Source organism: Aeromonas oralensis, assembly GCF_049665575.1.
In the GTDB taxonomy this organism is placed as follows: Bacteria; Pseudomonadota; Gammaproteobacteria; order Enterobacterales; family Aeromonadaceae; genus Aeromonas; species Aeromonas hydrophila.
The window spans coordinates 464,202-486,029 of sequence record NZ_CP187186.1; the positions used below are offsets into that span (position 1 = coordinate 464,202).

The following is a 21,828-nucleotide window of genomic DNA, read 5'->3' on the forward strand; positions in this document are numbered from 1 at the left end:
CGGGGTGAGAGACGACCTCACTTATTGTTGTGCGATTACAACATATGCTCCGTCATCTTAGGGTGACAATCTACCCAGATTGTCTGCGCAAGGTCAAATAACAGGCCGATTCAGAACATGTATTTCCATCACCTGTCCCGAGGTGCGATGTCATGTAACTTACTTACATTCCCGTCAATTCAGAGACAGAAACGGCGGATCAGGTGCTGCAATACGCTGGTGGTCGGTTTGACGAACGACAGATCCAGATATTCGTCCGGCTGGTGGGCCTGGGCGATGTGGCCGGGCCCCAGCACTATTGTCTGGCATCCCAACTGCTGGATAAAGGGAGCCTCGGTGCAATAGTTCACGGATTCGGCGGCCCGGCCGCTCGCCCGCTCGGCCTCGCGCACCAGCTCGGAGTCATCGGCGCAGGCGTAGGCGGGGATCGGCTCGTGCAGGTGCTGCAGGTGCAGGCAGCCCGGCTGGTGAATTTCGATGGGGGAGAGCGCCTCTTTCAGCATGCCCATCAGCTCGTCGGGGCCCACCTGCGGGGTGGGGCGCATGTCGATGTGCAGTTCGCAGCAACCGCAGATGCGGTTCGGGCTGTCGCCCCCCTGGATGTAGCCGAGGTTCAGGGTCGGTTGCGGCACGGCGAATCTGTGGTCGGCATACTTCTCCTTCAGGCTGTGCTGCAGCTTGAGCACTTGGCCCATGGCCTGGTGCATGATCTCCAGCGCGTTGACGCCGTTGGCGGGATCCGAGCTGTGACCGCTCTTGCCGGTAATGCGGATGGCTTCCGACATGTGCCCCTTGTGGGCCACCACCGGCACCAGCCCCGTCGGCTCGCCAATCACCGCGTAGTCGGGTTTCAGCTCGGCTGCGGCGGCGATGGCACGGGCCCCTGCCATGGTAGTTTCTTCATCGGCGGTAGCCAGAATGCGTAGCGGTTTGCTGAGCGTCTTGAGATCGATCTCCTTGAGCGCCTCGACGATAAAAGCGAAGAAGCCCTTCATGTCGATGGTACCGAGGCCATAGAGGCGGTTGCCCTCTTCGGTCACCTTGAAGGGATCCTTGCGCCAGGCCCCCTCATCAAACGGCACCGTATCGGTGTGGCCCGCCAGCAGCAGCCCCCCTTCACCCTGGCCTATCGTCGCCACCAGATTGAACTTGCCCGGCAGATCGGGCAGGGCGGTCACCTCGCACTGGAAACCGAGCTGACCGAACCAGTCGGCCAGCAGCCGGATCACCGCCTCATTGCTCTGATCCCAGCGGGGATCCGTGCTGCTGATGGACGGAATCGCAATAATATTCTTGTAGAGTGAAAAAAAATCCAGATTGGCCACCTGCTCCTCCTTGCTTCCCCGGAATGTTTCTGTTAGAAAATACAAATGCAAAGTGAGTGCATGAATATTCTGTAAGTTTGCCTGAATACGTGGCTCATCGACAAGGCTTCTAGTTGTAAGGGAAAGTTAATGTTCTGTCACCTGATCTATAACCGACGACACACACCCGCCTGAATTGCCCCTCCGCACTCGTGCATGGGGCATCGAACCTCCTTGTGCACCGCAGCACCATGCTGTGAATCTCGAACTCTGACTTGGAATACTCAACATGCTTAACACCGTTATCGTCGGTGCCAGTGGCTACGCGGGAGCCGAACTGGCCGCCCTGGTCCAGAACCATCCACAACTCAAGCTGTTCGGCCTCTATGTTTCCGCCGGCAGCCAGGACGCCCACAAGCGTTTCTCTTCTCTGCATCCCCAGTGGGTCGGCGCGCTGGACCAGCCGCTGCTGCCGCTGGACGAGGATGGGATGACCCGGATCCTGACCCAGGCCGATCTGGTGCTGCTGGCCACCGCCCACGAGGTGAGTGCCGAGCTTGCACCGAAGTTCCTCGCCAAGGGTCTGCCGGTGTTCGATCTCTCCGGTGCCTTCCGGGTCAGAGATCAGCAGTTCTACGCCTCCTATTACGGCTTCACCCACGAGAGCGAGCAGTGGCTGGATCAGGCCGCCTACGGCCTGGCCGAGTGGAATGCCGAAGCGGTCAAGGCGGCCCAGCTGATTGCCGTGCCCGGTTGCTACCCGACCGCCTCCCTGTGCGCCCTCAAGCCGCTGCTGCAGGCCGGCCTCATCGCCAAGGGGTGGCAGCCCATCATCAACGCCGTCTCCGGGGTCTCCGGTGCCGGTCGCAAAGCGGCCATCAACACCAGCTTCTGCGAGGTGAGCCTCAACCCCTACGGCACCTTCAACCACAGGCACCAGCCGGAGATCAGCCACCACCTCGGCAAGGAGGTGCTGTTCCAGCCCCACCTTGGCAACTATGTGCGCGGCATTCTGGCCACCATCTATGTGCAACTGGCGGATGGCGTGACGCCGACCCAGGTGGATCAGGCCTACCTCAAGGCCTACGAGGGCAAGCAGCTGGTGCGTCTCACCGGTCAGATGCCCTCCATCCGTGGCGTGGCGGGCACCCCGTACTGCGACCTTGCCTGGCAACAGCAGGGCAACATGCTGGTGGTGGTATCCGCCATCGACAACCTGCTCAAGGGCGCCGCCTCCCAGGCCATGCAGTGCATAAATATCAAATTCGGATTTGAACCGGCCACCGGCCTGATTTAAGGACTCAAGGAAGGATCGCAACGATGAACAAGCAGACTCTGGTAATCAAGTTGGGCGGTGCACTGATCGAAAACGACGAGGCGCTGACCGCCCTGTTTGCCACCCTCAAGACCTTTCTGGACGAGCAGCACAGACCCCTGGTGCTGGTGCACGGCGGCGGCTGCCTGGTGGATGACTTGCTCAAGGGGCTGGGGCTCACCTCCACCAAGAAGAACGGTCTGCGGGTGACCCCGTTCGAGCAGATCCCCTTCATCGCTGGCGCGCTGGCCGGTACCGCCAACAAGATGATGATGGCCAAGGCCATCGCCACCGACATCCCGGCGGTGGGACTCTGTCTGGCGGACGGCGGTCTGTGCCAGGTGACCCAGCTCGACCCGGATCTCGGTGCCGTCGGCGAGTGCAAGCCGGGCAACCCGGCACTGGTGGCAGGGGTCCTCGGTCAGGGCTTCCTGCCGGTGGTGAGCTCCATCGGCATCACCGCCGAGGGGCAGCTGATGAACGTCAACGCGGATCAGGCGGCCACCGCCATTGCCGAGGCACTGGGCGCCGACCTGGTGATGCTGTCGGATGTGAGCGGCATCCTGGATGGCAAGGGCAAGCTGGTGCCCCAGCTCGACAAAGTGACCGCGCTGGATCTGATGGAGAAGGGGGTGATCAGCGACGGCATGGCGGTCAAGGTGAAAGCCGCCCTGCACGCTGCCGAGACCCTGGGAAAACCGGTCTGCGTCGCCAGCTGGCGCTACCCGGATCAGCTGCTCAAGCTGCTGGCTGGCGGCGCGGTCGGCACCCAGGTAGCCATTTGATCTCCACCGGAACAAGGAATATCCGATGCAACATCTTCTGAAAGACAGTGATCTGAACAAAGCCCAGATTGAAGCGCTGATTGCCCTGGGCAAAGCGGTCAAGGCCGATCCGAAAAAGTACGGCCAGGCACTGGCCGGCAAGAGCGTGGTCACCCTGTTCGAGAAACCCTCCCTGCGTACCCGGGTCACCTTCGACATCGGCATCGCCAAGCTGGGTGGCCACAGCGTCTATCTGGATCAGCAGAACGGCGCGCTGGGCAAGCGGGAGTCGGTGAAGGATTTCGCCGCCAACCTGTCGCGCTGGTGTGATGCCATCGTCGCCCGGGTGTTCGATCACCAGACTCTGGTCGAGCTGGCCGAGCACGGCACAGTGCCGGTGGTGAACAGTCTGTGCAACCTCTACCACCCCTGTCAGGGGCTGGCCGACTTTATGACCATTAGCGAGCACTACGGCGATCTGTCCAAGGTGAAGCTGGCCTATCTCGGCGATGGCAACAATGTCAGCCACTCCCTGCTGCTGCTGGGGGCGACCCTGGGTACCGACGTGACCCTGGTCTGCCCGAAAGGCCACGGCCCGGATACCCAGATCTTCCTGCAGGCCCAGGCGCTGGCGGCCCAGTCTGGTGCGACCATCCACATCAGCGACGACGTGGCGGCCATCGAAGGGTTTGACGTGGCCTACACGGATACCTGGGTCTCCATGGGTGACAACACGCCAATGGAGCAGGTAAAAGATATCTTTATGCCTTATCAGATCAACCAGGCCCTGCTCGACCGCACCGGCATCCAGCACGTGCTGCACTGCCAGCCGGCGCACCGGGAGCTGGAGATCACCTCTCAGGTCATGGACGGGCCTGGCTCCCTCATCATGGACGAGGCAGAAAACCGGATGCATATCCAGAACGCCGTACTGCTGACCCTGCTTGGGCACAAATAACGGCAACCGACCCCAAATAACACCCTTTTATCGAATCATCATGGAGAGAAGTAAATGAGCGGAATCAACAAGATCGTACTGGCTTACTCGGGCGGACTGGATACCTCGGCCATCATTCCCTGGCTGAAGGAAAACTATGATGCGGAGATCATCGCCTTCGTCGCCGACGTCGGTCAGGAGCGTGACGATCTGGAAGGGATCGAGCAAAAAGCCATCGCCTCCGGCGCCACCAAGTGCATCGTCAAGGATCTGCGGGAAGAGTTCGTCAAAGAGTACGTCTACCCGACCCTGAAGACCGGCGCCGTCTATGAGGGCACCTACCTGCTGGGTACCTCCATGGCCCGTCCGGTGATCGCCAAGGCGATGGTCGAGGCCGCGCTGGCGGAAGGGGCCGATGCCATCTCCCACGGTTGCACCGGCAAGGGCAACGATCAGGTGCGTTTCGAAGGTGCGGTCGCCGCGCTGGCGCCCCAGCTGAAAGTGATTGCCCCCTGGCGTCTGTGGGACATGCGCTCCCGGGAAGATCTGCTGGCCTACCTGGAGACCCGCAACATCCCCTGCAAGGCGACCCTGAAGAAGATCTACAGCCGTGATGCCAACGCCTGGCATATCTCCACCGAGGGTGGCGAGCTGGAGAGCACCTGGAACGAGCCGTCCGAAGCGGTCTGGCAGTGGACCGTGCCCGCCGAGCAGGCACCGGATCAGCCGGAGTACGTCAAGCTGACCGTGGCCCAGGGTGAAGTGGTGGCCGTTGACGACCAGCCGCTCAGCCCGCACCAGATCCTGATGACCCTGAACGAGCGTGCCGGCAAGCACGGCGTGGGCCGCATCGACATCACCGAAAACCGGATGGTGGGCATGAAGTCCCGTGGCTGCTACGAGACCCCGGGTGGTACCGTGATGGTCGCCGCACTGCGCGCCGTGGAAGAGCTGGTCTTGGATCGCCCGACCCGCGCCTGGCGGGAAAAGCTGGGTGCCGAGTTCTCCCACTTGGTCTATGACGGTCGCTGGTTCACCCCGCTGTGCAAGGCCATCGTCGCCTCTGCCAACGCCATCGCCGAAGATCTCGACGGTGAAGTGGTGCTGAAGATGTACAAGGGTCAGGTCACCGCGGTGCAGAAGAAGTCGCCGAACAGCCTCTACTCCGAAGACTTCGCCACCTTCGGCGCCGACGAAGTGTACGACCAGAGCCATGCCGAAGGCTTCATCCGTCTCTACACCCTGGCCAGCCGGATCCGCGCCATGAAGGAGCAGCATCAGGCCATCGGTGGCGATCACACCCACGGCTAAGCAAGCGCGATAACCCGTTGATTCCGTTGAGGGGGCATGGCCCCCTCTTCTATAGGCAGAGGGCATGGCCCCTGAGCCATCATCGGCAGGTGTGACAAGAGCGGCAGCGCCCCGGCCGCTTCTGTGAGATAACAGGGGAGGTTTTCGAATTATTTGGTGTGCTTTGCCCCCTTCTCCCCTTGCGGGAGAAGGGTTGGGGATGAGGGGGAGGTCATTGGCCATTCCCCTCACCCTAGCCCTCTCCCAGAGGGAGAGGGGACCGGTTCGCAGTTGCTGGATGTGACATGTTTAACGGCAACAGCGTCGCTCACTACCGCACTGTTATGCAGAAAAATACAGGGCAAGATTTTTGCGCGCAGGCCAAGGGGCTGCGCCAGTACGGCAGGCACAAAGCGCCGCCGACAACGCATTCAAGGAGAGCAGTATGGCACTTTGGGGTGGACGCTTCAGTCAGGGAGCCGATAGCCGGTTCAAGCAGTTCAACGATTCGCTGCGGTTCGATTACCGGCTGGCGGAGCAGGATATTCAGGGCTCCATGGCCTGGGCCAAAGCGCTGGTCAAGGTGGGCGTGTTGACCGCCGATGAGCAGGGCAAGCTGCAACAGGCGATGGAAGTGCTGCTCGCCTCGGTGCAGCAGGATCTCCAGCAGATCCTGAGCTCGGACGCCGAAGATATCCACTCCTGGGTCGAGAGCCAGCTCATCGCCGCCGTCGGCGATTTAGGCAAGAAACTGCACACTGGCCGCTCGCGCAACGATCAGGTCGCCACCGACCTGAAACTCTGGTGCAAGGCGCAGGGCGAGCTGCTGCTCGGTTCCATCACCGCCCTGCAACAGGGGCTGGTGGCCTCCGCCCGTGCCAATCAGGCCGCCGTGCTGCCCGGCTACACCCACCTGCAGCGGGCCCAGCCGGTCACCTACGCCCACTGGGCACTGGCCTATGTGGAGATGCTGGAGCGGGATTACTCCCGGCTGCAGGATGCGCTGAAGCGGCTCGACACCAGCCCGCTCGGCTGCGGCGCGCTGGCGGGCACCGCCTACGCCATCGACCGCGAAGCCCTGGCGCTCGACATGGGCTTTGCCGGCGCCACCCGCAACAGTCTGGATTCGGTCTCCGATCGGGATCACGTGGTGGAGCTGATGCACGTGGCGTCGCTGTCCATGACCCACCTGTCGCGCTTTGCCGAAGATCTCATCTTCTACAACACCGGCGAGGCTGGCTTTGTCGAGCTCTCCGATGCGGTCACTTCCGGCTCGTCGCTGATGCCGCAGAAGAAGAACCCGGATGCGCTGGAGCTCATTCGCGGCAAGACCGGCCGGGTGGTCGGCGCCCAGATGGGCATGCTGATGAGCCTCAAGGCGCTGCCGCTGGCCTACAACAAGGACATGCAGGAAGACAAAGAGGGGCTGTTCGATGCCCTCGACACCTGGCACGACTGCCTCGACATGGCGGCGCTGGTGCTGATCGATCTGAAGGTCAATGGCGAGCGCACCATGGCAGCGGCCCAGGGCGGCTACGCCAACGCTACCGAGCTGGCGGACTATCTGGTGGCCAAGGGGATTCCGTTCCGTGAGGCGCACCATATCGTCGGCGAGACCGTGGTCTACGCGATCCAGGTGAAGAAGCCGCTGGAAGAGCTGACCATCGGCGAGTTCCAGCGCTTTAGCCCGGTGATCGAGTTCGACGTCTACCCCAATCTGGAGCTGGAAGCGACCCTGGCCAAGCGGGTCGCCAAAGGCGGTGTCGCCCGCGAGCAGATAGAAGCGGCCCTTACCGCCGCCGAAGCTTGGCTGAGCAAGCGGGCGGGTTAAGCCAACCGGCTTGCCATGGGAATTAGAAGGCAGAACGGCAACCTCAGGGTTGCCGTTTTTTTTATGGGTACACCTCGGTGCCGTGGGGCGCGTTGACCAAGCGCTGTTCAGCCCCTGTGTCCGGCGCTGGCATGATGTACGGCGTCCGTGAGCAGTCGTTGCAACTGGCATCTGGCCTCGTCGGTTTCATGGCTGGCGGCGAGTAGCACCACCCCCAGGGTGCCCGGTGAGGGCAGCACGCCGCCGAGGGTGGCGAGACTGGCCGGCATGCCGATGGCGGAACGCACCGTGATCCCGAGCCCGGCCTGTACGGCGGCCCAGATCCCACCCAGGCTCTGGCTGGTGAAGGCGATCCGCCAGGGGATCCCTGCATCGTCGAGGGCGCGGATGGCCCGTGCCCGCATCAGGCAGGGGGCATCGAAGAGCACCAGGGGCAGGGGCTCCCCGCGCGCGAGCAAAGGGGCGGGGTCCCACTCGGGGTGGGCAATCCAGGCCAGTTGCACCACCTCGATGAGGGAAAGATCCTCCCGCTCTCCCTGTGGCTGCCAGGCGAGAGCCATGTCGAGGGTGCCTTCCCTGATCCCCTGCACCAGGGCCCCGTTGCGATCGATGCGGGTCGTCATGCGCAGGGCCGGGTGCTGGCGACAGAGGGGTCCCAGCACGGCGGGGAGCAAAGATTCACCGAAGTCCTCCTGCACCCCGAGCCGGATCTCCCCTTGCAGCAATTCCCCTTTGAGGGCGAGCACGGCTTCGTCATTGAGCTCCAGCAGCCGCTTGGCGTAGCCCAGCAGGCGCTCACCGCTGGCCGTCGGCACCAGGTGACGTCCCTGCTTCATGACCAGATCGGTGCCGCACTGCTGTTCGAGTTTTTTCAACTGGGCGCTGACCGCCGAGGTGGAGCGGCACAGCCGCTGCGCCGCCAGCGCAAAGCTGCCGCACTCCAGCCCCAGCACGTAGCTGCGCAGGGCATCGAGATCCAGGCTAGAGGGAAGGGGTGACATAACTATCCTTATAATCGGGATGATTGGTCTTGAATATTTCGATTTTTTAAATTGTAGCAGTGAGGGAGAGTGGCTTCATCCACCAAGGAGATTGCCATGACACCCGATGTTCCCGATCGCGCCACCCTGGCGCAGCTTGCCCCCCGACTCGCCCGACTGGCGGAAGAGACGCTATTTGGCGATATCTGGCAGCGCTCCACCCTCTCGGCACGCGAGCGCAGCCTGATCACCCTGGCCATCCTGGCGTCACTGGGCCGGGTGCAACAACTGCCCTGGCATATTGCATTCGCCCGGCAAAACGGCCTGTCCCGGGATGAGCTGGAAGAGCTGTTCACCCATCTTGCCTTCTACGCCGGTTTGCCCGCCGCAGTGACAGCCGTGGGTTATCTGCCCCCCCGCGAGGAGGTGACCCCATGCCGCTGACCCGTATCACCCTGTGCGAGGGGATGAGCGACGGACACCTGCAGCAACTCAGCGCCCTCTACCACCAGATCCTGGTGGAGGTGTTCGAGGTGCCGCCGAAGGATAAATTCCAGATCCTCGAGATCTTGCCTGCCAGTGCGCTCATCTATGACCCCCATTACCAGACCGGCCGCCGGGACCAAGGTTTCATCCTCTTCCAGATCCTGGCGGGCAAGGTGCGCAGCACCGCGACCAGGGAGCGGCTTTATGCACGTCTCGCCGAGCGCCTTGAGGCCGAGCTTGGGATCCATCCCGACAACCTCATGGTGGTGATCCAGCAGACCGATGCCGAGGCGTGGAGTTTCGGCCAGGGCCGGATGTTCAGACAGGAGGTGGCCTCATGATCGCCATGCACTACCGATTCACCCTGCCCGCAGACTACGACATGGCGCTGATCGAGCAGCGGATCGCCAGCAATGGCGCCAGACTGGACGGCTTTCCCGGTCTGTTGTTCAAGGCCTATCTCTACAGCCGTCAGGACGATGGGGCCCTGCCGGGGCAGGAGAACCGCTATGCCCCCTTCTATGTGTGGCACAGCGCCGAGGCGATGCACCGATTCCTGGCAAGCGAGGGATTCGCGGCGCTCACCCGGCATTTCGGCTGGCCCTGCATCGAGACCTGGCATCTGCTGCGGGCGCCGGATCCGGCCTCCCTCGACGGGGCTTGCATGGCCAGGCTGCGGCGCACCAAGGTCGCTTCCCACGACCAGCTGGCCGGCCTGCACGGCGAGGCCATGGTGAGCGGCTGGGATCTCACCCGATGGGAATGGCTGGAGGCGGATTTACTCCCGTCCCTCTCATCGCCCTTGCCTGGCGGGGGCGAGATCTACCGTATTGGCTATCTGGCGAAGGGGGGAGGGGTGTAAAGCGGAATTATCTTTGTCATTGATGTTATTTTCCCATTCACTTGGGCTGTGAAAGTGATATTCGCATCGTGAACATAGGGTGTTATATCGCGCTTGTGGATGATGATGTGGAATTGCGTTCACCTGCTGCAATGAACTGGCTCAGTGGGGGGCACATTCAGGGTGACGGCCCGTGCCGGGCAGGGCATGATCCCGCTGCAATGCGTATGGACGCGTCAACCGGATCAAGGAGTTCCCATGTACCTGCCACCCCATTTCGCCGTTACCGACCCCGAGGCGCTGCACCAGCTGATGCAGGCGCACCCTCTGGGGGCCCTGATCACCTGTGGTGAAGGGGGGTTGGATGCCAACCACCTGCCGTTCGAGTTCGATGGGGCGCAGGGGGCCCACGGTGTGCTGCGGGCCCATGTGGCCCGCAACAACCCGCTTTGGCAGGAGGTGAAAGACGGCGATGAAGTGCTGGTGATCTTCAGAGCCGCCGACGGCTACATCTCCCCCAACTGGTATCCGGGCAAGCAGGTGCATCACCAGCAGGTGCCCACCTGGAACTATGCCGTGGTGCACGCCCATGGCCGTATCCGGGTGAGGGACGATGCCCGCTTCGTGCGTCGCTTGCTCGCGACCCTGACCCGTACCCACGAGGCGGGAGAGTCCATTCCCTGGAAGATGGCGGATGCACCGAGAGACTATCTTGAGACCATGGTGCAGGCTGTGGTGGGCATAGAGATCGAGGTTGAGCGGCTGGTCGGCAAGTTCAAGCTGGGTCAGAACAAGGAGGCGGCGGATCGCCTGGGAGCGGCCAATACCTTGCAGGATCGCGGGCAGACCGCGCTGGCCGGCGCCATGCTGAACCCGCCCCCTTCACAGCCCTAGCGTGGCACCCAGGGCGCTGCCCGACAAAAACGGCAACCTAATGGTTGCCGTTTTCCATGGTTCCACTCCCGTTCACGCGCTGGCATTGAGCAGTTTGCCGACACCTTCCCCCTTGCCGTTGGGCAGGGTCTGCTTGAAGGCGTAGAGCAGCTGATCGAGGTTGAGGTCGCTGTTGCCAAGGGAGCCTTTGAGGGCGTCGAGTTCGCTCTGCAGCGCATCGAGGCGAGTGCTCTGGGTGCCGTCGGCCAGCTGGGTGCGGGCGGCGTCGATGGCCTGGGGCAGCGACTGGCCCGAGGCTTCCTGGCCCAGGGTCTGCATCAGCGCCCCCATGAAGTGGTTGATGGCAGGGCGGTTCTGCTCGCTGTCGGCATCCTTGATGCCCAGCCGCTGGAACAGGCTCTGCACCGTGGGGGCGAGCCGCTCTTCCTGCACGGGAGTCTCGGCCTTGGCCTGTGGCGTACCATCGCCGAGCAGCTTGCTGCCGAGCTTGAGGGCAAGGGAGGCGAGGGGAAGCAGGGTGCTGATGGCGATCATGATGTCACTCTCCGTACGACTGATGTCATGACGGAGCAGGGAATGGGCCAGCTTGGCGAAAATTCAGCCTGAAAATGGCAGGGGACTGATCCTGCTGTGAATTTAGTTTTTACCTGGCAGGAGGCGGGTGAGCGCGGGAGGGGAACGGCGGCAAACCCTTGCAGCCCGGGGGCTGGCCGGTTTGCCGCCCGGCTTGCCGGATCAGAGCTCCTTGAACGGGCGGCGCTTCTCCTCCTCGATGACGATGGCCTCCAGATTGGCGATGCGCTCCTGTAGCTGGTTGATGAGCACGTCCTGTTTGCCGAGGCGGTCGGTGATGCGAATATCCCCCAGCCGGTAGCGGGCCCGCTTGCTGAGAAAACCGAACAGTGCGCTGATGAAGACGATCAGCACGATACCGGTCCACATGGTCATGAGTGACTCCTTGCCGATGAACAAACGAGAAAACAGCCTGATTGCCTTCTGTTGTCTCATACCCGATTGCCGGCTGCAATGGCCGGCAATCGGGCACTGCGACCCGCGTCAGATCGTCTGCCAGAGCGGACGGGCCGAGCCAGAGCCCCCACAGGGTCAGGTGCAGCAGCACGATGAACCAGAACACCCTGCGATAGCTCCCCTTCTGGGTCTTGTGGCGCAACCAGTGACGGGCCACCAGGGCGCCAGGCCAGCCACCGAACAGTTCCAGCAGGTGGAGCCGGGATTCGGGGATGCGCCAGCCACCGCGAATGGCCTGGCGCTTGTCGTGGGCGTAAGCCAGCACCGTCAGCAGGCTCATGGTGGTGACGATGGCGAGGGGCCACCAGTTGGTGTCGGCCAGGCCGAGCCAGGCGGTCCACAGCAGGGGAAGCAGGGCGAGCCAGATCACAGGGCCAGCTCCCAGCCACGGGGGGCGTCCGGGCTCAGGCTGCGGATCACGCGCGCCGGGTTGCCCACCGCCACCGAGTCGGGCCGGGATGTCGCGGGTGACCACGGCGCCGGCACCTATGATGGAGCGCGGCCCTATGGTGACGCCGGGGCAGATGATGGCGCCGCCGCCAATCCAGCAGTCATCGCCAATCCGCACCGGCTTGTTGTAGGCGGTCCAGTTGCGTCGCTCCAGATAGTCCATGGTGTGGGTGGCGGTGTAGATCTGCACGTTGGGGGCCAGCAGCACATGGCTGCCTATATGCACCTCGCCCACGTCGAGAATGGTGATGTTGAAGTTGAAGAAGGTCTTCTCGCCGATGTGGATGTTGCGGCCGAATTCGCAGGTGAAGGGCGTGCTGATCCAGCAGGAGTCGGGGCAGTGGCCGAACAGCTCGCCGCACAGGCGCTGGCGCAGGGCTTCGTCACCGGCCGGAGAGGCGTTGAGTTGTGCCAGCAGCGCCTGACCGCGGATCCGGTCGTTCGCTATCTCCTCGCTCTGGCTGTCCAGGGCGCCGCCCGCCAGTACCTTGTCCCAATCGCTTGCCATGCTACAGCTCCTCTCATGTGCCAAGAGGAGCCAGTATACGCGAGCACTTTGGTGGCGTCAGGCTGTCACTTGCTGCAACCTCAGGCGCCGGGCCAGATCAGCGGCAGGATCAGCAGGGCCGAGACGAAGTAGGGCAGCAGCACCCGCAGCCCCAGCCGGCGACCGCCGATCCCCAGGGCCAGCAGCCCCTTCACCAACGAGTTGACCAGCCCGGCCAGCAGGATGCCGCGGGCCGCCACCTCCAGCGCCAGCTCCTTGTGGGAGAGCTGGGAGAGCGACAAGGTGATGGCGTCCACGTCGGTGATGCCGGAGACCAGCGACAGCAGGTAGACCCCGGAGTTGCCTACCTTGTCTTGCAGCAGAGTTGCCATAAAGCCGATCAGCGCCAGCAGCAGGCCGAACTTGATGGCGGTGGCCAGATCGAGCGGGTTGCTGGTTTCCGGTTGCACCGGGCCGTCGGGCAGCTCCTCGCGTTGGCGCCAGAACCAGAAGGCAAAGCCGTAGACGGTAGCCGCCAGCAGCAGCAGGGGCGCCGCCAGGCGCATCGCCAGCTCGCTGTGAATGAGCAGTACCAGCACCAGCAGCCGCAGCCACATGGTTGCCCCCGCCAGCAAGATGCCGGTGGCCAGCAGTCGCTCCAGCCCGCCCTGCTCCTTGTTGAGGCGGGCAAACTGCAGGGTGAGGGCGGTGGAGGAGGCAAGCCCCGCCAGTATGCTGGTGAGCACCAGCCCGGCGCGGGTGCCGAGCAGGCGTACCGCGAAGTGGCCGCAGAACGAGATGCCGGCGATCACCACCACCATCAGCCAGATCTTGAAGGGGTTGAAGGCATCGAGCGGCCCCATCTCCTCGTTGGGCAGCACCGGCAACAGCACCAGCGAGATGAGCAAAAAGCGCAGGGTGGCGTGAAATTCGGTCTCGCTCAGAAACAGCATCCCCTGCTGGATCTTGCCCTTGAGCCCCATCAGCAGGGCCGCCAGCACGGCGCAGGCCACCGCCTCGCTCGGGCTCAGCAGCACCGACATCAGCCCCAGCAGATAGGTGAGCAGCATGGCCACCGAGCTGGTGAGACCGAACTCCCCCTGCCAGCGCTGGGCCAGCCAGACCGAGAGGCCGCAACCCGTCACCACCGCCAGCAGGCCGAGCAGCGGCAGCCAGGGGCCCAGGGTGGGCAGCAGCAGGGCGCAGACCCCGCCGAGCAGGCCGATGAGGCCGTAGGTCCGCATCCCGGCGATGCGTTGGTTGTCCCCCAGCTGGCGCACCTGCCAGCCGCGCTCCAGTCCGATGATGAGGCCGATGGCCAGCGACACCAGGGCGCCATTGACGGGTTCTGCATTGATCCACATAACGACTTCCTTTTCGTCATCTGCCTGCCTTGTTTCCATGATGGCACAGCCGGCAGCGGGCCAGCGCGGCCTGGCTCACAGAGTGCGCGAATGGCGCCTATGGCCTCCTGATATGAGCAAATGAGATAAGCAAAGCGTTATTTCTTGGTTCTCGGCATAACAAGCCCGCGGCATGCTGCATTCAACCCAACGAGATATGGAGTATCCCCATGAAACTGCGAATGACCGCCCTGACCCTGCTCTCCCTGCTGGCCCTCGGTCAGGCCAATGCCGCCGAGATCCGCCTGCTCAACGTCTCCTACGATCCGACCCGCGAACTGTTCCAGGAGTACAACGGCGCCTTTGCCAAGGAGTGGAAGGCGAAGACCGGCGACGACGTGGTGGTCAGCCAGTCCCATGGCGGCTCCGGCAAGCAGGCGCGCGCCGTGGTGGACGGGCTGGAGGCGGACGTGGTGTCGCTGGCGCTGGCCTACGACGTCGATGCCGTGGCCAAGCAGGGGCTGACCGCCGCCGACTGGCAGAGCCGGCTTGCCAACAATGCAGCGCCCTACACCTCCACCATCGTGTTCCTGGTGCGCAAGGACAATCCCAAGCAGATCAAGGATTGGGATGATCTGGTACGCAAGGACGTGGCCATCGTCACTCCCAACCCCAAGACCTCAGGCGGGGCGCGCTGGAACTATCTGGCTGCCTGGGGCTATGCCCTGAAGAAGAGCGGCAGCGAGGAGGGGGCCAAGCAGTTCGTCGGCGATCTCTACAAGAACGTGAAGGTGCTGGACTCCGGCGCCCGCGGCGCCACGACCAGTTTCATCGAGCGCGGCCTCGGTGACGTGCTGCTGGCCTGGGAGAACGAAGCCCTGCTGGTGCTCGGTCAGCCCGGCAATAGCGACAAGTTCGAGCTGGTGGTGCCGTCGATCTCCATCCTGGCCGAACCGCCGGTGGCGGTAGTGGACAAGGTGGCCAAGAAGCACGGCACCGAGGCGGTCGCCAAGGCTTACCTCGACTACCTCTACTCCGACGAGGGGCAGCGCATCATCGCCAAATATCACTATCGCCCCAGCAACCCGGCGATCCAGAAGGAGACCGCGGCCCAGTTCCCGCAACTGGCGCTGTTCACCGTCAAGGATCTGGAAGGGGATTGGGACAAGGCGCAAAAGAAGCACTTCGCCCAGGGCGCCCTGTTTGACCAGATCTACCAGCCGGGTCGCTAAGCGGCCGGCCATCGCCAACTTAACTGGCCCCTGTGCCAGCTGATAGGAGCACCAAGATGAACAAGATCCTCCTGGTTCCCGGTCTGCACAACAGTGGGCCGGATCACTGGCAGAGCCGCTGGCACCAATACTTCCCCCACTGGCAGCGGATGGTGGGGTTGCCGTGGGATAGGCCTGACCTCACGGTCTGGAGCGCCAAGCTGGCGAGCAAGCTGCGCAGCCGGCGCGGCCGGGCTCACCTGGTGGCTCACTCCTTCGGGGCGCTGGCGGCCATCACGGCGGCGCGCCAGCAGCCCGACAAGGTGGCCTCGCTGTTCATCGTGGCCCCGGCGGATCCGGCCCGCTTCGGCTTGCCAGACGAGCTGCTGGCAGGGTCGCTCAAGGTGTCGGCCCAGCTGGTGGCCAGCCGCAATGATCCCTGGATGAGCTTTGAGCGGGCCGAGTACTGGAGCCGCCAGTGGCAGGTGCCGCTGTTCGATGCCGGCGAGGTGGGCCACATCAATGCCCAGTCCGGCCACGGCGAGTGGAACCAGGGGCTCAACCTGCTCGGCACCCTCTATCGGCGGGCCGAGATGGTGGTGGAGCCGACGCCGGCGGTGTGGGAGCGGCGGGCGGCTTTGAGTTTTCGCTGAGCCGCGAGCGTTGATCACACAGGTTTGGAACAGAGAAGGAGGGCAGGCACCCGACACCACGACAGTCTGATTTGGATAGCTTGGTACATTGCACGACGCTCCATTTTTAGGTCTTTTATTTATATAAAAGACCTTTTTTTCATTTTATGGCTCTAAAAGCCTTGTCCGCCGCTGTTAGACAAAAAAGTGCTTAGCAAAGGCGTTATTGGTGTTTGTTGCCCCAAACAGGAATGCGCAGAATCGCTCTATCTAATGTTTTTCATAACAAACGGATGCGTTATGCGATTTGGTTCTTACTCCGTGCTGCCGGGCTTCGGCCCGACCCTCGGCTTCAGCCTGCTCTATCTGGGCGTGCTGGTGCTGCTGCCACTTTCGGCGCTGGTGCTGTTCGCGGTGAACAATCTGACCCTGGCCGAGTTCTGGCAGGTGATAGGTTCCCCCCGGGTGCTCGCCTCCTTTCGTCTGAGCTTCGGGGCCGCCCTGGTGGCGGCGCTGCTCAACGCCCTGTTCGGCCTGATCCTGGCCTGGGTGCTGGTGCGCTACACCTTCCCCGGTCGTCGACTGGTGGATGCCCTGATCGACCTGCCGTTCGCCATGCCCACCGCCGTCTCCGGCATCGCCCTGTGCGCCATCTTCGCCCCCAATGGCTGGATCGGGCAGTGGGTCGCCCCGTTTGGCATCGAGCTTGCCTACAACCCCATCGGTGTGGTGATTGCGCTCACCTTCATCGGGCTGCCGTTCGTGGTGCGCACCCTGCAGCCGGTGCTGCGGGAAGCCGAGACCGAGCAGGAGGAGGCCGCCGCCAGCCTGGGCGCCGATCGCTGGCAGACCTTCATCCGGGTGCTGTGGCCGACCCTGGTACCTGCCCTGCTGACCGGCTTTGCCCTCGCCTTCGCGCGGGCGGTAGGGGAGTACGGCTCCGTCATTTTCATCGCCGGCAACCTGCCGATGGTGTCGGAAATTGCGCCGCTGATGATCATGAGCCACCTGGAGGAGTACGACTACGCCGGCGCCTCCGCCATCGCCGTGGTCATGCTGCTGATCTCTTTCATTTTGTTACTGCTTATCAACAAGTTGCAGGCCTGGAGCTGGGCCCGTATCGGAGGGAGCCGGATATGAACGCATCCAACGCAAGCCTGGCGCTGGCAACGGGCGAGGCGGCACCGACCACCTCGGTGCGCCAGCCCCCCGTCATCCGCGAGCCGGTCTGGGTCAAGTGGCTGCTGATCACGGTCGGCCTCGGCTGGTTTGCCGCCCTGCTGCTGCTGCCGCTGGCCACCGTCTTCATCCAGGCGCTGAGCCCTGGTTTGGCCTTCTTCTGGCACGCCATCAGCGAGCCGGACGCCCTCAGTGCCCTCGGCCTCACCGCCTTGGTGACCCTCTGCTCGGTGCCCCTCAACCTGCTGTTCGGGGTCGCCGCAGCCTGGGCTATCGCCCGCTTCCGCTTCCCGGGCCGGCAGCTGCTGATCACCATCATCGATCTGCCGTTCTCGGTGTCACCGGTGATCGCAGGGCTGATGTTCGTGCTGATGTTCGGCAGTCGCGGCTGGTTCGGCGAATGGCTGAGCGAGCACGACATCAAGGTGATCTTCGCCACCCCAGGCATCATCCTGGCCACCACCTTCATCACCGTGCCATTCGTGGTGCGCGAGCTGCTGCCCCAGATGGAGGCGCGTGGCCCGGAAGAGGAAGAGGCGGCCATCATGCTGGGGGCGAGCGGCCTGCAGATGTTCTGGCGAGTAACTCTACCCGGCATCCGCTGGAGCCTGATGTACGGCCTGCTGCTCTGTACCGCCCGGGCGGTGGGGGAGTTTGGCGCGGTGTCGGTAGTTTCCGGCCACATTCGCGGCCAGACCAACACCCTGCCGCTGCACATCGAGATCCTCTACAACGAGTACCAGACCGGCGCCGCCTTCGCGGTGGCCAGCCTGTTGGCCCTGTTCGGGATCTTCACCCTGCTGGGGGAAACCCTGCTGGCCCGGCTGCGTGCCCAGCCCACACACTCTCACTGATCACTGAATTCAAGAGGCTGCCATGAGCATTCAGGTACAAGGACTCAACAAGCATTTCAACCAGTACGCGGCGCTGGCCGACATCAACCTCGACTTTCACGACGGTGAGCTGGTGGCGCTGCTCGGCCCCTCCGGCTGCGGCAAGACCACCCTGCTGCGGATCATCGCCGGGCTGGAGCAGGCCGACAGCGGCAGCGTGATCATCCGCGGCGAGGATGCCTCGGATCTGCACGTGCGCGAACGCAACGTCGGTTTCGTGTTCCAGCACTACGCCCTGTTTCGCCACATGACGGTGTTCGAGAACGTGGCGTTTGGCCTTAGGGTCAAGCCGCGCAGCGAGCGACCGGCCGAGGCGGCGATCCGCGCCCGGGTCAAGGAACTGCTGGATCTGGTGCAGCTCAGCCACGTGGCCGCGCGCTACCCGACCCAGCTCTCCGGCGGTCAGCGTCAGCGGGTCGCGCTGGCCCGCGCGCTGGCGGTGCAGCCCAAGGTGTTGCTGCTGGACGAGCCGTTCGGCGCCCTCGACGCCCAGGTGCGCAAGGAGCTGCGCCGCTGGCTGCGGGAGCTGCACGACGAGCTGCATGTCACCAGCCTGTTCGTCACCCACGATCAGGAGGAGGCGCTGGAGGTGGCGGATCGGGTGGTGCTGATGAATGCCGGCAAGGTCGAGCAGATCGGCACTCCGGCCGAGGTCTACGACCAGCCTGCCAGCTCCTTCGTGCACAGCTTCCTCGGCAGCGTGAACCTGTTTCGCGGCCGGGTGGCCGGGCAGGGGCTCGGTATCGGCGAGCAGCTGCTGGGCGGGCCCATCAGCTCCCAGCTGGCGGAGGGCAGCGCGGCCGTCGCCTATGTACGGCCCCACGAGCTGGAGATACTGCCGGCGGATGCGCCGGGCGGCATCAGCGCCACCATCACACGCCTGCTGCCCATGGGGCCGCGCATCCGGGTGGAACTGCGTGGCAATGGGGATACAAACGGTGCACACTTCGAAGCCGAGCTGAGCAAGGAGGCGGCCCGCGCCTTCAGCCCGGGCCAGGGGGTGCGGCTGGTGGCCAAACAGGCCCAGCTCTACCCGGATTACCAGATTTAAGTGGCAGGCCCCTGGCGGGCCGCGCAGGCAGCGTGACCATGGCGGGATCTGCCCGCCTGGGATACAACAGGGTCAGTATGGCGGTCAGAGTTCAGGCTCGGGCGGCCAGACAAGATAACAACAAGGCGGCGGGGAGAACCCCGACCTGCCGGTCAGCGCAGGAGGCGATGACGTGAATTTTCAGCAGTTGCGAATTATCCGGGAGGCGGCACGGCGGGATTACAACCTGACCGAGGTGGCCAATGCCCTGTTTACCTCCCAATCCGGGGTCAGCCGCCATATCCGCGAGCTGGAAGAGGAGCTGGGGATCGAGCTGTTCATCCGCTACGGCAAGCGGCTGCTCGGCATGACCGAGCCGGGCAAGGAGCTGCTGGTGATCGCCGAGCGCATCCTCAACGACGCCAACAACATCCGCAAGCTGGCCAGCACCTTCGCCAACCGCGAGTCGGGCCGGCTGCTGGTGGCGACCACCCATACCCAGGCCCGCTATGCCTTGCCACGAGTGGTGAAGGCGTTTCGCGAGCAGTTCCCGCTGGTACAGCTGGAGCTGCGCCAAGGCAGCCCGGAGGAGATAGTGCGGCTGGTGCAGACCGGCGAGGTGGACATAGGCATCAGCAGCGAGCAGCTCGACAAGAGTGAAGGGGTGGTGGCGTTTCCCTACTACCGCTGGCACCACAACATAGTGGTGCCGGAGCAGCATCCGCTCACCGCCGAGCGGGAGCTGACCCTGGCGGCGCTGGCGCACTGGCCCATCATCACCTATCAGGCCGGCCTGACCGGGCGGGCGCGGGTGGACGAGGCGTTTGCCGAGGCGGGCATCGCTCCGCAGATCCTGCTGACCGCGCAGGACTCCGACGTCATCAAGACCTATGTCGAGCTGGAGATGGGGGTGGGCATACTGGCGGACATGGCGTTCGATACCCAGCGCGACAAGGGACTGGTGCAGCTGGACGGCAGCCGGCTGTTCGCGCCCCACACCGCCTGGATCGGTCTCAAGCAGGGGCAGTTCCAGCACAACTTCGCCTGGCAGTTCATCCAGCTCTGCAACCCTGAGCTGGCGCTGGCGGACATTCAGGCCCGCGCCATGGGCAGCGAGGCGGCCATCGATTTCCAGATCTGAGGTGGTGCACCAGAAAAAACGGGGAGCCTGTGGCTCCCCGTTTTGTTGATGGTGTGATGCTGTGCCTGCGGCTCAGTTCACCGGGATCCAGGCATCCTGCCAATTGGTGCCGACCCCGGGTTCATACTGGGTGGCACTGGCCGACCACTGGCTGCACCAGCCGCGATAGGGGAAGGGCTTGCACTGGTAGACCTTGCCGTTCTTGGGCTGCAGCACCTTGGTGCCGTCGGTGTAGGACTTGAGCCCGTCCGGGAAGGTGAACTGGTAGTCACCGCCGGCGGCCGGATCCTTGAGCATCAGATCCAGAGTCTGCTGCACCGCATCGCCACCGGCCTTGGGTTTGCCCTCGATCACCAGCTGGTGGTGACCGGCGCTGAGCCCGGTCAGCGGCATGGTGAAGCTGTGAGTGCTGTCCTTGATGTCGGCGCTGGTCTGCCCCTTGGCGGCCCCACCGTGATCATACAGGGTGTTGGTGACGGTCAGATCGCCCTCGGCGGCCACGGTAAAGTTGAGGGTGAGTTTGCCCTCGTCGAGCAGGTAGTCGCTCTCCAGGCCGCTCACGCTGACGCCGTTGCTCACCGGCGGCTGCTGTTGCTCGAGCTGGATCTCGACCCGCTCCAGTGCGCTGCCCGCCTTGAAGTAGACCGGGTTCTGGCCGTAGACGGGGTTGAACTGGCCTTCGCCGCTCTGCTGGCCGGCCCGGATCAGACTCTGCTCTGCATTGATCTTGCTCGCCAGAGCGTGGGTCCAGTTGTTCTTCTGGCCCTGCTCCGGGCTGGCGATGGTCAGCTCGGTCTGCAGATCGGGGCGTACGCCATTGGCATCGAACACCAGGGTTCTGGCCTTGTCGCCGACCGCCAGCTCGGTGGAAGGGTAGATGGTGCCGCCCTGGCTCCAGGCCAGCGGTGGCTGGGTGCCGCCCTTGAAGTTGGCGTCGATCACGTTATAGAAGCTGTTGCTGGTGTCCCCCACTTCCCACACCCCCAGGATCACCTGATAGCCGGTGCGCTGGGGCAGGTTGCACTGGTGGGTGACCTGCTTGGGCGGCTGGGTCATGTTGCCGTCCACTACGCAGAAAGGGGTGAGCTCGAAGGCGGCGCGGGTCAGCGGCTGGTTCGGATTCCAGTCCTGCTTGGTGAGGTAGTAGCGCCAGTTGCGGGTGACGTGGTTGGCGGTGAAGGTCCAGCTGATGGAGAAGGGGCCGGCCTGTACCTCGCGGCGGGTCCAGCGGTCGCTGGTCTGGGCGTTCAGCTCGCCCCAGCTGGCGCTGCCAGCCGAGGCGATCTGGCCGTCGGCAGGCCCACCATTCGGGAAGCCCGAGGGGCCTTCCACGCTCTGGGGCTCCCATTGCACCGCGCCGCACTGGCTGTTGCCGCCGGTCTTGCACAGGTAGTTGCGCGATTCCGGCTGGCTGATATAGCCGTGGGCGAACACGCTGCCACTGACCAGCAAGGCCAGCGTTGCAGCGACGTGATTGAGTTGGATTTTTGCTGCCATACATTCCTCTGTTCGACAGATGTGGGCAGTCAACTTGGCAGGGGTTTCCCCCGAAACACTCTGTTGCAGCCCCGCTATCTTTGACGAGATGTCTTTAGACCGGAGGCTTTGCGTCCTGGCCTTTCGACCAGTTTGCCAAATGACTATTGAAGGGTCATGGTGTCGCGCTTGGCGACAACCCATCATGACTATTTTTGATTAAATAATTAAGTGTAAATCTTTACAGCTTGACCTCATCGGAGTAGAGCAAACACTTAACTATTTGTTTTTAAATGGATGATAACTGAGCGTTGC

Annotated in this window: 21 protein-coding genes, 2 pseudogenes and 1 riboswitch; of the genes and pseudogenes, 15 read left to right on the forward strand and 8 right to left on the reverse strand. The window is 63.5% G+C overall.

The annotated features are described in order from the left end of the window. Window positions 1-179: 179 nt before the first annotated feature. Complete coding sequence (argE, locus tag ACPDZI_RS02295) at window positions 180-1,325, reverse strand: acetylornithine deacetylase (protein ID WP_323934129.1); 1,146 nt, start codon at window positions 1,323-1,325, stop codon at window positions 180-182. A gap of 268 nt (window positions 1,326-1,593) precedes the next feature. Between argE and argC the strand changes: the two genes are divergently transcribed. The 5 genes from argC to argH all read left to right on the forward strand — a co-directional run bounded on the left by argC (window position 1,594) and on the right by argH (window position 7,441). Further along, a complete protein-coding gene (argC, locus tag ACPDZI_RS02300) occupies window positions 1,594-2,601 on the forward strand; it encodes an N-acetyl-gamma-glutamyl-phosphate reductase (protein ID WP_438833934.1) in 1,008 nt (335 codons plus the stop codon). Between the two features lie 23 nt (window positions 2,602-2,624). Further along, entirely contained in the window at window positions 2,625-3,404 is a 780-nt protein-coding gene (gene argB / locus ACPDZI_RS02305) for an acetylglutamate kinase (protein WP_438833935.1), read from the forward strand. Window positions 3,405-3,429: 25 nt separating this feature from the next. Then, window positions 3,430-4,341, forward strand: a complete 912-nt coding sequence (locus tag ACPDZI_RS02310) for an ornithine carbamoyltransferase (protein WP_171282074.1) — start codon at window positions 3,430-3,432, stop codon at window positions 4,339-4,341. A 54-nt stretch (window positions 4,342-4,395) separates the two neighbouring features. Then, complete coding sequence (locus ACPDZI_RS02315) at window positions 4,396-5,631, forward strand: argininosuccinate synthase (protein ID WP_016349361.1); 1,236 nt, start codon at window positions 4,396-4,398, stop codon at window positions 5,629-5,631. 424 nt (window positions 5,632-6,055) lie between these two features. Beyond that, the gene (gene argH / locus ACPDZI_RS02320) at window positions 6,056-7,441 is read left to right on the forward strand and encodes an argininosuccinate lyase (RefSeq protein WP_408755935.1); all 1,386 of its coding nucleotides are present in this window, start codon (window positions 6,056-6,058) and stop codon (window positions 7,439-7,441) included. A 107-nt stretch (window positions 7,442-7,548) separates the two neighbouring features. Here argH and ACPDZI_RS02325 read toward each other — a convergent pair whose 3' ends face one another. Further along, on the reverse strand, window positions 7,549-8,442 hold the full coding sequence (locus tag ACPDZI_RS02325) for a LysR substrate-binding domain-containing protein (RefSeq protein WP_408755936.1): 894 nt from the start codon (window positions 8,440-8,442) through the stop codon (window positions 7,549-7,551). Between the two features lie 96 nt (window positions 8,443-8,538). On the opposite strand from ACPDZI_RS02325, the gene ACPDZI_RS02330 reads away from it, so the two are divergent. From ACPDZI_RS02330 to ACPDZI_RS02345, 4 genes are all read left to right on the forward strand, one after another. Continuing rightward, window positions 8,539-8,865, forward strand: coding sequence for a carboxymuconolactone decarboxylase family protein (locus tag ACPDZI_RS02330; protein WP_408755937.1), 327 nt, complete (start codon window positions 8,539-8,541; stop codon window positions 8,863-8,865). Continuing rightward, window positions 8,856-9,248: a tautomerase family protein gene (locus ACPDZI_RS02335; protein ID WP_408755938.1), complete on the forward strand. Its 393-nt coding sequence runs from the start codon at window positions 8,856-8,858 to the stop codon at window positions 9,246-9,248. Before ACPDZI_RS02330 ends, ACPDZI_RS02335 begins: the two co-directional genes overlap by 10 nt. Beyond that, window positions 9,245-9,769, forward strand: coding sequence for a DUF4865 family protein (locus ACPDZI_RS02340; RefSeq protein ID WP_438833936.1), 525 nt, complete (start codon window positions 9,245-9,247; stop codon window positions 9,767-9,769). Before ACPDZI_RS02335 ends, ACPDZI_RS02340 begins: the two co-directional genes overlap by 4 nt. Before the next feature lie 237 nt (window positions 9,770-10,006). After that, a complete protein-coding gene (locus ACPDZI_RS02345) occupies window positions 10,007-10,642 on the forward strand; it encodes an FMN-binding negative transcriptional regulator (RefSeq protein ID WP_408755940.1) in 636 nt (211 codons plus the stop codon). 72 nt (window positions 10,643-10,714) lie between these two features. Here the strand turns inward: ACPDZI_RS02345 and ACPDZI_RS02350 are convergent, their stop codons facing one another. The 5 genes and pseudogenes from ACPDZI_RS02350 to ACPDZI_RS02370 all read right to left on the reverse strand — a co-directional run bounded on the left by ACPDZI_RS02350 (window position 10,715) and on the right by ACPDZI_RS02370 (window position 13,972). Continuing rightward, window positions 10,715-11,176, reverse strand: a complete 462-nt coding sequence (locus tag ACPDZI_RS02350; RefSeq protein ID WP_263680535.1) for a hypothetical protein — start codon at window positions 11,174-11,176, stop codon at window positions 10,715-10,717. Window positions 11,177-11,377: 201 nt separating this feature from the next. Continuing rightward, complete coding sequence (locus ACPDZI_RS02355) at window positions 11,378-11,590, reverse strand: hypothetical protein (protein WP_438833937.1); 213 nt, start codon at window positions 11,588-11,590, stop codon at window positions 11,378-11,380. A 108-nt stretch (window positions 11,591-11,698) separates the two neighbouring features. Then, window positions 11,699-12,041: pseudogene (locus tag ACPDZI_RS02360) on the reverse strand (DUF1294 domain-containing protein). Then, window positions 12,038-12,629, reverse strand: a pseudogene (locus ACPDZI_RS02365) (sugar O-acetyltransferase). Before ACPDZI_RS02365 ends, ACPDZI_RS02360 begins: the two co-directional pseudogenes overlap by 4 nt. A gap of 80 nt (window positions 12,630-12,709) precedes the next feature. Further along, window positions 12,710-13,972: an MgtC/SapB family protein gene (locus ACPDZI_RS02370; protein WP_146061734.1), complete on the reverse strand. Its 1,263-nt coding sequence runs from the start codon at window positions 13,970-13,972 to the stop codon at window positions 12,710-12,712. A 209-nt stretch (window positions 13,973-14,181) separates the two neighbouring features. Between ACPDZI_RS02370 and ACPDZI_RS02375 the strand changes: the two genes are divergently transcribed. From ACPDZI_RS02375 to cbl, 6 genes are all read left to right on the forward strand, one after another. Then, window positions 14,182-15,183, forward strand: a complete 1,002-nt coding sequence (locus ACPDZI_RS02375; protein ID WP_438833938.1) for a sulfate ABC transporter substrate-binding protein — start codon at window positions 14,182-14,184, stop codon at window positions 15,181-15,183. 56 nt (window positions 15,184-15,239) lie between these two features. Continuing rightward, window positions 15,240-15,815, forward strand: coding sequence for an RBBP9/YdeN family alpha/beta hydrolase (locus tag ACPDZI_RS02380; RefSeq protein ID WP_011704572.1), 576 nt, complete (start codon window positions 15,240-15,242; stop codon window positions 15,813-15,815). Between the two features lie 279 nt (window positions 15,816-16,094). Next, entirely contained in the window at window positions 16,095-16,934 is an 840-nt protein-coding gene (cysT, locus tag ACPDZI_RS02385; RefSeq protein WP_005308571.1) for a sulfate ABC transporter permease subunit CysT, read from the forward strand. After that, the gene (gene cysW / locus ACPDZI_RS02390; RefSeq protein ID WP_017408972.1) at window positions 16,931-17,827 is read left to right on the forward strand and encodes a sulfate ABC transporter permease subunit CysW; all 897 of its coding nucleotides are present in this window, start codon (window positions 16,931-16,933) and stop codon (window positions 17,825-17,827) included. Before cysT ends, cysW begins: the two co-directional genes overlap by 4 nt. A gap of 22 nt (window positions 17,828-17,849) precedes the next feature. Further along, window positions 17,850-18,917 carry a sulfate/molybdate ABC transporter ATP-binding protein gene (locus ACPDZI_RS02395; RefSeq protein ID WP_011704575.1) on the forward strand — a complete coding sequence of 356 codons (1,068 nt, stop codon included), beginning with the start codon at window positions 17,850-17,852 and terminating at the stop codon, window positions 18,915-18,917. Window positions 18,918-19,089: 172 nt separating this feature from the next. Further along, window positions 19,090-20,037 carry an HTH-type transcriptional regulator Cbl gene (gene cbl, locus ACPDZI_RS02400; RefSeq protein ID WP_011704576.1) on the forward strand — a complete coding sequence of 316 codons (948 nt, stop codon included), beginning with the start codon at window positions 19,090-19,092 and terminating at the stop codon, window positions 20,035-20,037. Window positions 20,038-20,109: 72 nt separating this feature from the next. On the opposite strand, the gene gbpA is transcribed toward cbl, so the two are convergent. Next, window positions 20,110-21,534 (reverse strand): N-acetylglucosamine-binding protein GbpA, encoded by a 1,425-nt coding sequence (gene gbpA / locus ACPDZI_RS02405; RefSeq protein WP_187268739.1) that lies wholly within the window; start codon window positions 21,532-21,534, stop codon window positions 20,110-20,112. 61 nt (window positions 21,535-21,595) lie between these two features. Further along, window positions 21,596-21,681, reverse strand: a riboswitch (cyclic di-GMP riboswitch). Window positions 21,682-21,828 lie beyond the last annotated feature (147 nt).